At 37.4% G+C, this 13,298-nt stretch carries 10 protein-coding genes; 5 read left to right on the top strand and 5 right to left on the bottom strand.

The window, feature by feature from the left end; all coding sequences use genetic code 11:
- Positions 1-185 precede the first annotated feature (185 nt).
- Both CDZ92_RS18785 and CDZ92_RS18780 read right to left on the bottom strand, forming a co-directional pair.
- Entirely contained in the window at positions 186-1,367 is a 1,182-nt protein-coding gene (locus tag CDZ92_RS18785; RefSeq protein ID WP_096156725.1) for an acetyl-CoA C-acetyltransferase, read from the bottom strand.
- A 34-nt stretch (positions 1,368-1,401) separates the two neighbouring features.
- The gene (locus CDZ92_RS18780; RefSeq protein ID WP_096156724.1) at positions 1,402-3,786 is read right to left on the bottom strand and encodes a 3-hydroxyacyl-CoA dehydrogenase/enoyl-CoA hydratase family protein; all 2,385 of its coding nucleotides are present in this window, start codon (positions 3,784-3,786) and stop codon (positions 1,402-1,404) included.
- Between the two features lie 818 nt (positions 3,787-4,604).
- On the opposite strand from CDZ92_RS18780, the gene CDZ92_RS18775 reads away from it, so the two are divergent.
- A complete protein-coding gene (locus CDZ92_RS18775; RefSeq protein ID WP_096156723.1) occupies positions 4,605-4,751 on the top strand; it encodes a YuzL family protein in 147 nt (48 codons plus the stop codon).
- A 133-nt stretch (positions 4,752-4,884) separates the two neighbouring features.
- Positions 4,885-5,868 carry a DUF3231 family protein gene (locus tag CDZ92_RS18770; RefSeq protein WP_176483819.1) on the top strand — a complete coding sequence of 328 codons (984 nt, stop codon included), beginning with the start codon at positions 4,885-4,887 and terminating at the stop codon, positions 5,866-5,868.
- Positions 5,869-6,012: 144 nt separating this feature from the next.
- On the opposite strand, the gene CDZ92_RS18765 is transcribed toward CDZ92_RS18770, so the two are convergent.
- A complete protein-coding gene (locus CDZ92_RS18765; protein WP_096156721.1) occupies positions 6,013-6,930 on the bottom strand; it encodes a proline dehydrogenase family protein in 918 nt (305 codons plus the stop codon).
- A gap of 618 nt (positions 6,931-7,548) precedes the next feature.
- On the opposite strand from CDZ92_RS18765, the gene CDZ92_RS18760 reads away from it, so the two are divergent.
- Positions 7,549-7,827: a hypothetical protein gene (locus tag CDZ92_RS18760; protein WP_096156720.1), complete on the top strand. Its 279-nt coding sequence runs from the start codon at positions 7,549-7,551 to the stop codon at positions 7,825-7,827.
- A 17-nt stretch (positions 7,828-7,844) separates the two neighbouring features.
- Positions 7,845-8,183: a spore coat protein gene (locus CDZ92_RS18755; protein ID WP_096156719.1), complete on the top strand. Its 339-nt coding sequence runs from the start codon at positions 7,845-7,847 to the stop codon at positions 8,181-8,183.
- 441 nt (positions 8,184-8,624) lie between these two features.
- Here CDZ92_RS18755 and CDZ92_RS18750 read toward each other — a convergent pair whose 3' ends face one another.
- Complete coding sequence (locus CDZ92_RS18750) at positions 8,625-8,870, bottom strand: YusU family protein (RefSeq protein WP_096156718.1); 246 nt, start codon at positions 8,868-8,870, stop codon at positions 8,625-8,627.
- 379 nt (positions 8,871-9,249) lie between these two features.
- On the opposite strand from CDZ92_RS18750, the gene CDZ92_RS18745 reads away from it, so the two are divergent.
- The gene (locus CDZ92_RS18745; RefSeq protein ID WP_096156717.1) at positions 9,250-10,188 is read left to right on the top strand and encodes a glycerophosphodiester phosphodiesterase; all 939 of its coding nucleotides are present in this window, start codon (positions 9,250-9,252) and stop codon (positions 10,186-10,188) included.
- Positions 10,189-10,228: 40 nt separating this feature from the next.
- Here the strand turns inward: CDZ92_RS18745 and CDZ92_RS18740 are convergent, their stop codons facing one another.
- On the bottom strand, positions 10,229-13,054 hold the full coding sequence (locus CDZ92_RS18740; RefSeq protein ID WP_096156716.1) for a 5'-nucleotidase C-terminal domain-containing protein: 2,826 nt from the start codon (positions 13,052-13,054) through the stop codon (positions 10,229-10,231).
- Positions 13,055-13,298: the final 244 nt, after the last annotated feature.

The following is a 13,298-nucleotide window of genomic DNA, read 5'->3' as shown; positions in this document are numbered from 1 at the left end:
CTTCGCTTTCCGCGGGCGGGAAAAAGGAAGGTTATTTTCACTGTCGTGAAAAAACCTACTCCTCGACGCATTCGCGTCTGTGGGGTCTCCCGTCTCCCGCTTCTCCCGCAGGAGTCTCCGCCTTGCACGGAAATCAACCGCTATTTCTTACTAATAAACAACATTAAGATTTAACAAAGTCAAAACTATGCTAAAAGTTCAAATACTCCTGCAGCACCCATACCGCCGCCGATACACATGCTGACAAGGCCGAATTGTTCGTTACGGCGTTTCATTTCGTGTAAAAGTGTTAATGTTAGCTTGCTTCCCGTACATCCTAGTGGATGACCTAAAGCGATAGCTCCACCGTTTACGTTTACTTTTTCTTCATCTATGTTTAGCTCTCTCATTACTTGAATTGCTTGAGATGCAAATGCTTCGTTTAATTCGATAAGTCCAATATCGGAAAGTTCTAGACCAGCTATCTTTAATGCTTTTGGAATGGCAACAACAGGACCAATCCCCATTACTTCTGGTGGTACTCCACCAACAGCAAACGAACGGAATTTTGCGATTGGCTTTAGACCAAGCGCTTCTGCTCTTTCGCGCTCCATAACTAGAACGGATGCTGCTCCGTCGCTTGTTTGTGAGGAGTTACCTGCTGTGACAGATCCTTTTACATTGAATGCCGGACGTAGTTTTGCTAGTATTTCCATGTTTGTGCCTGCGCGTACTCCTTCGTCTTGGCTAAAGGTGAAAGAGTTTGTTTTCACTTTATTATCTGAACCAATTTGATTAATTTTCACATCTACTGGAACGATTTCATCCACAAATCTACCTTCTGCGATTGCTGCAGCAGCTTTTTGATGACTGCGTACGGCAAATGCGTCTTGGTCTTCACGGCTCACACCATATTTATTTGCTACTTGTTCTGCCGTGTGGCCCATGCTCATGTAATATTCAGGTGCAGAATCTACTAATCTTGCATTTGGACGAACTGTATGACCAACCATAGGGACCATGCTCATCGATTCCGCTCCACCCGCAATGATTGTTTCTGAATGGCCCAACATAATTCTTTCTGCAGCATAAGCGATGGTTTGTAAACCAGATGAACAATATCGGTTAATCGTAATGGCAGGAACGCTTGATGGTAGACCAGCTAGCCCTCCAATATTACGTGCCATGTTCAAACCCTGTTCTGCTTCTGGCATCGCACATCCAAAAATTAAGTCATCTATTGGTCCGTCATAGCCACTCGCTCTTCTTAACGTTTCTCTTACTACTAGTGCCCCTAAATCATCAGGTCTCACCGTTGCAAGTGACCCCTTCTTTGATCTACCGACTGGCGTTCTCGCACCAGCTACAATAACAGCTTCTTTAAACAAATTGCTCCCCTCGCTTTTCAAATAAATTTATATGTTAGTTTCTTAATGGTTTTCCTTTAACAAGCATGTGTTGCATTCTTTGTTGGGATTTGAATTCTCCTACTAAGCTTAAGAATGCCTCACGTTCGATATCTAATAAATACTGTTCATCCACAAGTGTGCCGTATGGAACTTTCCCTCCAGCAATTACATTGGCTAGTTTGGAAGCAATTTTTAAATCATGCTCGGAAATGTAGCCAGAGTAGTGCATGTTGTGTGCGCCAAGCATTAACGTGGCGTATCCAGTTTCACCTGTTACTGGCACTTTTTTACGAACAGGTGGATTGTATCCAACTTCGTGTAAACGCAGCACAGATTGTTTTGCATCGTGAATGAGGTGATCTCCATTCATGCTGATGCCGTCATTGCTGCTTAAGAAATGTAAGTCGCGTGCTTCCGCAGCAGATGTTGAAACTTTGGCTGTTGCAATCGTTTCAAACACTTTGTTTGCTACTTTTTGCAAGTCATAATCTAATCCTTCTGGCATCGAGTTTAAGTGCTTTAAGTAAAGCTCTTTGTTTCCGCCTCCACCAGGGATTAGACCAACTCCAACTTCTACTAAGCCCATATATGTTTCACTTGAAGCTTGGATGGAAGAAGTCGGTAAGCTGATTTCCGTACCGCCACCTAGTGTCATACCGAATGTTGCTGCAACAACTGGCTTGTTACTATATTTGATTTTTTGCATCGCATTTTGGAAATGACGGACAACCATATCAATTTCAAAATAGTTGTCATCTTGTGCTTCCATTAAAATCATCGCTAAGTTGGCACCAACGCAGAAGTTCTTTCCTTGGTTTCCAATTACAAGACCTTTATAGTTTTTATCCACTTCCTCTAGCGCTTGGCCTACCATTTGTAAGATGTCTAAGCCGATGGCATTGTTAGGTGAAGTGAATTCTAGTAATGCCACATCGTCACCGATGTCAATTAGGCTTGCACCACTATTTTTCTTAATAACACGGTTTTGCTCTTTCAAAGATTTTAAGTGAATAACTTTCTTATTTTGTTCTAAAAGTTTGTATTCACCATTATCGTAGAAAGAAACTGTACCGTTATCTTTTTTATAGAAAGAGCGGTTTCCATTAGCTAGGAATTCATCTACCCAAGCTGGAACTTTAATACCGTCTTCTTTCATTTTTAAAACAGATTCTTCTATCCCAATTGCATCCCACGTTTCGAATGGGCCATGTTCCCAACCGAAGCCCCATTTCATCGCTTGGTCAATCGCAACGATATCGTCTGCAATTTCTCCTAGTAAGTCTGCGGAATAGCTTAATACCGGAGCTAATATTTTCCAAAGTAAGTTGCTAGCGCGGTCATCTTCATATACAAGCGCTTTCATTTTGTTACTAAAACCTTTTGCTTGTTTGCTTGCTTCCGTTGCTGCTGTTTTTAATTTTTTGCGTGGCTCATATTCTAATGTTTCGTAGTTTAATTCTAAAATTTCTTTTCCTTGTTTTAAGTAGAAGCCTTGCCCAGACTTACTTCCAAGCCAACCGTTGTCACGCATTTTTAACATAAAGTCGTCTACACGGAATACTTCTTTCTCGGCACCTTCTACTTTTTCAAACACGTTGTTGGCAACATGAATGAATGTGTCTAGTCCGACTACATCTAGTGTACGGAAAGTAGCACTTTTCGGACGTCCAATCGCAGGTCCAGTAATGGAATCAACTTCCCCGACACTATATCCGCCTTCTAACATTTCTTTTACGGTTACTAGTAAGCCGTAAGTACCGATGCGGTTAGCGATAAAGTTCGGTGTATCTTTTGCAAATACAATTCCTTTACCTAAAACATCCTCACCGAAAACTTTCATGAATTGTACAACTTCATTGTCTGTTTTCGCTGTCGGAATTACTTCTAACAATTTTAAGTATCGTGGTGGGTTGAAAAAGTGTGTTCCAAGGAAGTGCTTTTGGAAGTCTCCGGAACGACCTTCTGCCATTGCTTCAATGGATATTCCAGACGTATTGGAACTGATAATACTACCTGGTTTACGGTGTTGATCTACTTTTTCAAATAACTGCTTTTTAATTTCAAGGTTTTCGACAATAACTTCAATTACCCAGTCACAGTCTTTTAACTTGGATAGGTCGTCTTCTAAGTTTCCTGCTTCAATAAGTTGAAGATTGGATTTCGTTGTTAATGGAGCTGGCTTTTGTTTTAATAATTTTTGTAGAGATGTATTGGTTATACGATTACGTACTGATTTATCTTGAAGCGATAGTCCTTTTTGCTCTTCTTCTGGAGTTAACTTATTCGGAACAATGTCTAACAGTAGTGTTGGAATTCCAACATTCGCAAGCACAGCTGCAATTCCAGATCCCATCACACCCGATCCAATTACTGCTGCTTTATTAATACGACGTTTCATTCTTCCTCCCCCTTAGGCTTTTTGTTTTGGCACTTCTTTTAATTGAGTCAGCTTCATAATTTATGATTACTAAACGAAAAACGAATTATTGACTGTGTTCAATTTTAAATACACATAGTAAGATGAACACCCTTCACTTTTTTAGAAAATAATACGTTTTTCACTAAACGAACCGTCATTATGAGATTGTTTTACTTACAAGGTATTCATTCAATTTCGTATGTAGTAGTGAATAGTGAAGATGTACTCACTTTAATAACAGTTGAATGAATACTCATTCATTTTTATGACAAAAAATTTTAAATCCTTACAAGAAGTTCCTTTGTCTCTAACTATAAAACATTTTTTAAATTTTCGCAATATATAAACATCATAATATTTCGAAAAATATACTTTCCTATTAATTAAAGAAATAGATACGGTACTAACTGTTGATGATAGCACGAGGTACTCGCTTTCCGCTAGTGGCAAAAAGGAAGGTTGTTTTCACTGTCGTGAAAAAACCTACTCCTCGACGCTCTAGCGCCTGCGGGGTCTCCCTTGACACACTTCTCCCGCTGGACAAGGAAGGCTGCGACGTCGATACATCGCACGAAGAAAATGTGGTAGTATTTTCGAGGAGTCTCGCACCTCGTGCTATCATCAACTTCATTGGTAATTATATTAATTGCGTAAAACTAACCATTTTAAATTATATTCTCTAATTTTCCAAGGAAAGCGGAGGCTTGTGCTACAATCAACAGCGGTTTCCAAATAATAAATGTATTAGTCATATTTAAGTCACTAATTGGAGAATTTATAATTGGAGGTGATTACTAATGGCACGGATGAAAAAACAACCTTCTCAAGCAGCGAAAAGTGCAGCTAGTGTAAAAGGAAACGCTGGTCCTACTAACGAAATGGACATGGCCGGTAAAAAAACAAGTCAAAATCAACAATATAAAAAGCATAATATGCAGGACTGAATTTTATGAACCAACTTCTATTCTTATAGGAGTTGGTTCTTTTTATGCATTTATCTTACCAATTTTGTACAAACTAAAGGAAGAGTTGAATAGATATACGATGACTTAATTTTTATAAGGGATGATAAAAGAAATGGAACATAAAGTTCAACTAACTTCTTCCGAAATAAGCTCAATATGGTCAAGTTATTTATATAACACGATGGCTTCTTGTATCATGAAGCATTTTGAAGTAACCGCAGAAGATGAAAGAGTTAAAACTATCGTTACAAAAGCTATCACTATTACAGAAGAGCGAATTGCTCTTCTACAAAATCTATTTACAAACGAAAACATGATAAAACCGGATGGATTTACCGAAAAAGATGTTCATTTACACGCACCCAGATTGTACTCTGATTTGTTTTACATACAATACATTTACCATTCATTAAAATCAGGTATGATGTTACAGAGTAGTAAATTAGCTCAATCGACAAGAAAAGATGTACGTGATATGTTTCAACTTTTTCTTCATAAGTCCGTACAACTTTACCAAGAACTTGTTGACCTTATGCTAGAGATGGGGATTTACAATCGAACGCCATCTATGAATATGCCGAAAGAACATAGTTTTATCCATTCTAATGACTTTTTCACAAAAAAAAGACCGCTTACTGCAATGGAGCTCTCCGAACTTGGATTAAACATTGAAACAAATTTTATCGGAAAATTATTATTGATGGGATTTTCACAAACGACAAAAACAAAAAAGATTAAAAATTTCTTCCATAGAGGTGTAAAAATCGCCGAAGATAACATTATACAATTAACTGACGTACTAATAAAAAATAAAACCGAGGTCCCATCATCGGGGGCAAGTATCGTTACCGATTCAACAGAGCCTGCTTACTCTGAAAAGCTCATGCTTTTTCACGTAGACACGTTAAACTCTATTGGTATGTCTAATTTCAGTTTATCATTAGCTTCGAGTACCAGAAATGATTTAGGCGTATTGTTCGGGAAGTTAATAGCGGTAGCTACTAAATATTCGCGGGACGGAGCCGATTTGCTTATTGAAAAAGGATGTTATGAAGAGCCACCTATGACAGTAAACAGGTATCATTTATTGAAGTGATATTCTCTTTAAAATTAGTTGAGTTAGCCTGGACTAAGACATGCTCGGGAAAAGCGAAGCATTGTTCGAAATCAACGTGGTCTTTAAATAGCTGTCAAAATAAAAAAGATGAGAGTCTGCAAGAAGCAATCTCTCATCTTTATTTTATTTCTTTATAATACCTTTTAACACGAATGCAACGTTTGCTGGGCGCTCTGATAAGCGGCGCATAAAGTATCCGTACCAGTCTGTTCCGTATGGTACGTAAACACGCATTTTATAGCCTTCTTTTACAAGCTCTAATTGGCGCTCTTCGCGAATACCATATAACATTTGGAATTCGAATTGGTCGTTTGGAATGTTGTGTTCTTTTACAATTTGCTTTGTATATTCAATCATTGCGTCATCATGTGTCGCAACAGCTGTGTAGTTTCCATTTAATAAGTGCATTTTGATAATTTTTTTGAAATTGTCGTCTACGTCTTTCTTTTCTGGATAAGCAACTTCAGGTGACTCTTTGTATGCACCTTTAACAAGACGAAGGTTTGGCTTATATTGGTTTAAGTCTTCCATGTCTGAAACCGTTCTATATAAGTAAGATTGTATAACTGTTCCAACGTTGTCATAGTCTTCACGAAGCTTTTTAAAGACTTGAATCGTTTTTTCACAACGAGTATAGTCTTCCATGTCGATTGTAACGAATACGCCATTTTCTTTTGCCGCATCTAAAATACGACGCATGTTAGCCATAACGATTTCATCGGAAATGTCTAGACCCATAGATGTCATTTTTAAAGAAAGCTGTGAATCTAACTTTTGGCTTCCGATTGCACGAATTGCTTCAATAGAGTTGTCCGCCATTTCGTTTGCTTCTGCTTCTGTATCAATGAACTCTCCTAAATAGTCGATTGTTACACATAGATTTTTGCTGTTTAAGTCTTGAATGGCTTTAACTGCTTGGTCAATTGTTTCTCCAGCAACAAATCGACCAGCTCCAAAGCGTAATCCGTACTTTTTTGCTAGTTTCGTTAACGATTTGTTTTTTGATAAAAATAAGAAGGTATTGCGCATTAATTGTTCCATTATAAAAAACCTCCCGTACTCCTCTAAGATGTGTTCTCTTTTTTGAAGGCTCTGTTAAACACCGCTGTTGATTTCCGTGCAAGTCTCCGCTTTCCGCGGGCGTGGCTGGAGCCTCCTCGGCTTCGCCTGTGGGGTCTCCAGTCCCCCGCTACTCCCGCAGGAGTCTACGACTTGCACGGAAATCAACCGCTAGAAAGGAATAAAAATCAAACATATCCTTTAACAAAGCCATTTTGAAAATGTATAGTAAACGCTTTCACGTGTGTCTCAATTAAAATAGCCAAACTAATTCTATCATCTTTTTCGGGCGTTGAATACAAGAAAATGTCGATATTATGAAGAATTTGTCTAATTTTTTTCTGGTAATTTTTTTACTTCAGTCACTAAAAATTCACGGGGGGAACGGAATAGTTTTTGTGCAAGTGGACAAATTACAAATGATTAAGAGAATTTTAAAATGTAGGATTACTATACGAAAAACGATTGTTGTACACATTATATTTAAGTGGTGTTGAAGTGAAACACTAATAAAACTTCTATACATAATGCTTAACTTTCGTTTTTCACTAAACGAACCGATGATTAAATTAATTCAATTTTAAATTGGGAGGTTTTTTTATGCAACAACAACCAGCGCAGCAACCAAACATGTCGCAGCAGCAAGCGATTTTTCAACAGCCACCTGACGTTGTAACGACAAAGGATTCTTTATATTTAACAGATATGATGTCATGGAATTTACTTGCGATGAAAAAAGCTCACTTTTTTGCTCAACAATGCCAAGACCAAGAAATAAAACAAGCAATTGATAAAGTAGGACAGATGCACCAACGCCACTATGAAAAGATATTAAGTCACTGTAAGAGTTCGAATCTTCAACAAGCACCATTACAATAGAAAGGGGCTGAATAAGGATGAAACAAGGGAAAATTCAAAATCCAGAATCACAAGTGGCAAAAACACCAGAAATGAATGATCGTGATTTTATAAACGATATGTTAGCAACGGAAAAGTATATGACGGATGCATATTGTACGGCATTAAATGAGGCAAGTAACCAACATATCTATTCTGACTTGTTAGCCATTTTTACAGAAACGCAAAACAGCCAACGTGAACTGTATAACCTGATGTTCCAACAAGGTTGGTACAGCTTAGAGCAAGCAGATGCACAGAAGATGCAGCAAACAGAGAAGCAATTTCAAGGATATACAAATCAGTTTCCTTATGGGAGTGGCGGGATGATGCAGTAGGTTGTTTAATAAAATTGTGGCGAGTCGGGGTAGAAACTGTTTGCCTCGACTTGATTTTAACCAAATAAGGAGCTTTTTCTTTTTTTTGATGGAAAAAGCTATTTTTGTATAAATTGTTAGAGGAAATTAGTGATTTTACCTATACGTGTATATGTGTTTTTACCTAGATTAGTTAATTTGTGTGCGGCTAGATTTATTTTTCGATCGCCTATCACGCTTTGTGTGCACCTGAGGCTAAAAGTAGTGCACCAAGTCATATTTTTTGTGCGCCTAGAGCGGATTTTTGTGCTTCTAGCAAAAATATACCCCCCCCCTTGCTTTTTTAATGTCCGCAAGTTGCTCAACTAGGTCAGCATCTCTTTGTATATCCGTTAGCGAATATTTCCTCTAATAAAAAAACACGACTTACAATAATAAGCCGCGTGTACATAAATATTCTATTTACTTCTTTGCCCTATGTTCTTCGTTTAATTGCTTAATTTCAGAAATAAGAGACATCATTTCTTGCTTTGCATCTGGGTATTGGTCATTCCAATGTTTGGCCAATGGCGGCATCGATTTCGCGATATATGTGTAAAGTACCCAAGCTTTTACTTTTTCTTTACGCTCCTCCGTACTTTCTCCTAGTAATAACTCCGTGTACTTTTCTAATAAACCATCTAGTTGTTGCTCGAATTTTTCAGACATGCTAAACGCTCCCTTCTATTTGTTTCCATTATAGAAGAACAGATTAAGCATTACAACGTAGCGGGCACGTTTTACAATGAGTTGCTTTTTCATTCGTTTCAAAATGAATGATTAGAAAAAGCACTCTTTTAAAACTTAAATGTTGCAAAAAACGGTGAAGTATACGAAGTAAGCGATGCTGTCTCTTTACCCAACTTGAACTTCATCGGCCTTTTGAAGTTCATCTGCTTCTATTTTCCTTAACCAATTTGAACTTCATCGGCAGCATCTCTAATAGTTTCCTTACCATTTCACATACCACTTCTTTTACATACAAGCAGGAAAATGACATATAAATGAATAATAGATTAGTAGTTGAACGAAAAGGAGAGGAACACACATGTCAAACACTCCACTTATAGTAAAGAAAAAATCAATCTGGACTAATTTTTTACTTTTTATATTTTTACTTATTTCCTTGCTCTTTTTAACATTATACTTATTACCTCTCACCACCGATTTATCAGACAAACCATTTTTCGAAAGTGACCGACCACTTGTCATCGCTCATCAAGGTGGAGAACATTTGGCACCATCTAATACAATAGCGGCATTTCAACAAGCAGTTGAAATGGGTGTCGACGTGCTAGAAACGGATATTCATATTTCAAAAGATGGCCATTTAGTAGCCATTCATGACCCTACTGTTGATCGAACAACTGATGGCACAGGCGTTGTGGCGGAGATGACTTTAGAAGAGCTTCAACGGTTAGATGCAGGGAATTATTTTGTTGATTTAGAAGGGAATCGTAGTTACCAAGGTCAAGGTGTTTACATTCCAACGGTAGAAGAGTTGTTCCAGCACTTCGGTCATATGCGATGGGAGATCGAGATTAAAGATGATAACCCTCCAGAGAGAATGAAGGAAATCGCTGAAAAGTTATGGCTCCTTATCGAGAAGTATAATATGGAAGATAAAGTGTTAATTGCTTCTTTTGATCAAAAAATAATAGATACGTTTAACTCTTTCGCCAAAGGTAGAGTGGCCCTTGCAGGCGGAAAGCAGGAAATTACGAAGTTCGTTATTCTTCATAAGTTAATGGCTCGCAATGCTTATTTTACAAAAGTGGATGCATTCCAAATTCCACGCAAAAACAGTGGAATCGCTTTAACATCAAAGCGATTAATTAGGGACGCAAATAGAAACGGAGTACATTTACATTATTGGACGATAAATGAGAAAGAAGAAATGAGACGTCTTTTAGAAAATGGGGCCAATGGGATTATTACGGATCGACCGGATCTTTTGTTGGAGCTTCTTAGCGAAATGGGATATTAAAAAAGGTGTAGCCATCAAATACATGGCTACACCCTTTACCTTATTTAATACTCTCAGATGAGATAACTTCTCCGTCTTCATCCATAATTTCAACAGTTAATGTGTAACGTTGACCATTTTGATTAGCCGGGATTTTTACAAACTCTGAGAAAACAAACTCACTTTCACCATCTATCGAAATTATTTCTTCCACATTATGTTTAACTCTTCCATGTTTATCTACTAATTGAACAGTAATAGTAAAGTTCTTTTGCGCTCTAATGTTATTTCGTACCGTCGCATGAACATCTAGTTCTAACTTACGTCTTAACTCCGATACTTCACTACCATCTTTCATTACAAAGTTTGTAACTGCCTCACTTTTCATTTCTGGTTCTTCGTAAATTTCTATAAACTCATGGTTTTTTCCATTTCGCATACCAGGCTGTGAAAAATATGGAGATAAGTCACCTGTAATTCTAACTAACTTTCCTAAATTATCGGGATTAGAAACTAAGTTTAAATCAGTTCTAGTAATTGTATTAGGTAATTGAACAGGTAACATTTTCGACGGGTCTCTTTCATCTGGACTGTCCGCTATTAAAATATTGGTTGCAATTGTAAATGGTCCATCAAGGTTACCGTCCCCTATTGAGTTATTTAACCCACTAGTTCCAACGATATACCCTTGAACTCTTCCTTCTCCATTATTGTTTGCAATAGCTTCTGTTACCGAAACAACTCCTGCTGGTAAATCACCTGGGTCGCCCGGATCAGGTGATTGTTCACCAGAGATAGTAATTCTTGAACCTTCTACATAATCAACTGGTCCATCTTGTTGCGTAACATAAGCTACAACAGCTTCCCATACTTTTCCGTGGTTTTCTCCTACAAGCTCGTTTCCTAAATTGTAGAAACCGCGTCCGTGCATGAAGTCATTGTAGGCAACTGTTAATTCCGTAGAATCGGAAAGTTCATTTCCTTCTACATCTGTAACCTTCACTTCTACGAATTTACCATTCTCTTTCACTAATTCATAATGTATTCCAGATACTTGAACATCTATTCCATTGTGATAGGTCGATTGTTCTAAGAAAACTTCTTTTAAACGTTTCACAGTTGTTTTGGTTACTACCACTTCATTTTTAAATTGGTCTAACATTTCAATTTGCCCATCTGTAATATTTCCAGCAGCGATGTTACCAGAAACTGATGAATTATTTAACACGCCAATATCTGCACCAGTAACTTCACGAACGGAATCCGTATAAAGGTTACCTAAACTAGAATCACCTTTTGTGTTGCTTGCAGAAGATAATCCTTTTTCTGTTGTACCAATAACATTCCCAATTGGTGGTGCAGACGTAGATACTTCTATCGTAATTCTTTGACTGTTTGTGTAGTTAATTTTTTGACCATTCCTTGTTAATTCTTCAGCAAAATTTATCATCGCATGAGTCATGAAGCCAGATTTTGCTTCTAATACTGTACCTTCAAAGTTATAACCAGAACCACCCGTTCCAATATAATCTCCTACTGCAACAACATATTTCTCGTCGTCTTTAATCGGTTCGCCATTTACAAAAAGTTCTGCTGTAATATATTGACCAACATTGTTCGTAATAATTTTGTATGTTAAACCAGCAGTCTGTAAATCTACTCGATTACGGCCATCACGTGTATACGAGTATCTGATAACTTCTTTAATAGCCGCTCCAGTCATTTCAATTTTCATAATCTCGTTTGCAAATGGTTCAATTGTATAAATATCAAATTTGGTTATATCGCCTGCATTAATATTTGCACGTAAACCACCGTTATTCGTTAAAGCAATGTCTGATTGTGTTTGAAATAATATTGCATCTGTCCAAAAGTTACCTAACGAAGAGTCTCCGTTCCCACTTCTGTTTAAGCCTGTTTCGGTCTCACCAATGACCACACCAAGTAGTTCGTCCATCTCTGCATTATAAGCATCTACTTTTGCCTGAACTGCTTCATCTACTTCTGATAGATTAGCAACTCTTTGCAAAAAGCCTTCTACATTTACTACTTCTTTTGTTACGTCGTTTAACTTTATTGTTAGATTACCAACGTTCTCCGCATTACCGCCAGTTTGAACAATCGGAGTACCATTTACTTCTCTCGGGCTTGTTAATGTTGTGTGAGAATGCCCTCCAATGATCACATCAAAGAAATCAACTGCTTCTGCAAGTTTAATATCTTCTGAGTAACCGTGGTGTGTTAAGGCAATAAGTACATCCACTTCGTCTCGTAAACTTTCGTAATTTAAAGCTGTTTCAATTACATTTGGAAATTCTATTCCTACAACGTTTGCTGGAGCTGTTGCAGGTGGTGTTTGTGATAAAGATAGTACACCTACTGTAAATCCTTCGAATTCAAAAATTTGGTATGGATCAGGCTGTTCCATTTCAACTGGTGTTTCTCTAATAATGGTGTTAGCGCTTAACCATGAAAAATTCGATTCATTGATACGCTTCACCATTTCCGCTTGACCGTAATCAAAATCGTGGTTTCCGATAGTCATGGCATCAAGTCCCATATCGTTTAATAAATCAACAATTGGGGCACCATATTTCAAATCTACTACTGGGTTACCACTAAAGATATCACCAGCATCTAAATATAAGGAGTGAGTTGCATTAGATCTTTGTTCGTTAATATAAGCTGCTATTTTTCCAAAATCATTGATCTTAGCATGAAGATCATTCGTATGTAGCACCTTCAGTTCGATTACATTATCATTTGATTCAGTACTATTTGCGGATGCAAATGTTGCTCCAATCGAACTGAATAATGAATAAAATAACATGGAAAAAACGAGAATAATAGAATATATTTTTCTATTATTTTTAACAAAAGAATTCATTGTATCCCTCCTGAAATTGTTTTCGACACACAACTACATAGTAAGGAAATATTGTTTGCATTTCATTAAAAAATTGTAAAAAAATCGTAAAACTAGCAAGAATAATTAGAAAGAACCTGTTGTCTAACATCCAACTTCATTACTATTCATCTATAAAAACAAATAGTTGTTCCTATAAAGTAAAATTATGAACATAGGCAGGCGAATTATTGCATTGGACAGTTTATTCATGACAAAGTATGCT

It is taken from the genome of Bacillus sp. FJAT-45066 (genome assembly GCF_002335755.1).
GTDB classification, from domain to species: domain Bacteria; phylum Bacillota; class Bacilli; order Bacillales; family Bacillaceae_I; genus Bacillus_CD; species Bacillus_CD alkalisoli.
The sequence above is the reverse complement of the archived record's forward strand: the minus strand, read 5'-3'. Positions and strand labels throughout refer to the sequence as shown.

What these genes read in the sequence shown, in the direction of transcription:
- CDZ92_RS18780 (WP_096156724.1), bottom strand. Translation starts at nt 3,786, where the DNA reads ATGAAACGTCGTATTAATAAAGCAGCAGTAATTGGATCGGGTGTGATG.
- CDZ92_RS18775 (WP_096156723.1), top strand. Translation starts at nt 4,605, where the DNA reads ATGGCACGGATGAAAAAACAACCTTCTCAAGCAGCGAAAAGTGCAGCT.
- CDZ92_RS18770 (WP_176483819.1), top strand. Translation starts at nt 4,885, where the DNA reads ATGGAACATAAAGTTCAACTAACTTCTTCCGAAATAAGCTCAATATGG.
- CDZ92_RS18765 (WP_096156721.1), bottom strand. Translation starts at nt 6,930, where the DNA reads ATGGAACAATTAATGCGCAATACCTTCTTATTTTTATCAAAAAACAAA.
- CDZ92_RS18760 (WP_096156720.1), top strand. Translation starts at nt 7,549, where the DNA reads ATGCAACAACAACCAGCGCAGCAACCAAACATGTCGCAGCAGCAAGCG.
- CDZ92_RS18755 (WP_096156719.1), top strand. Translation starts at nt 7,845, where the DNA reads ATGAAACAAGGGAAAATTCAAAATCCAGAATCACAAGTGGCAAAAACA.
- CDZ92_RS18750 (WP_096156718.1), bottom strand. Translation starts at nt 8,870, where the DNA reads ATGTCTGAAAAATTCGAGCAACAACTAGATGGTTTATTAGAAAAGTAC.
- CDZ92_RS18745 (WP_096156717.1), top strand. Translation starts at nt 9,250, where the DNA reads ATGTCAAACACTCCACTTATAGTAAAGAAAAAATCAATCTGGACTAAT.
- CDZ92_RS18740 (WP_096156716.1), bottom strand. Translation starts at nt 13,054, where the DNA reads ATGAATTCTTTTGTTAAAAATAATAGAAAAATATATTCTATTATTCTC.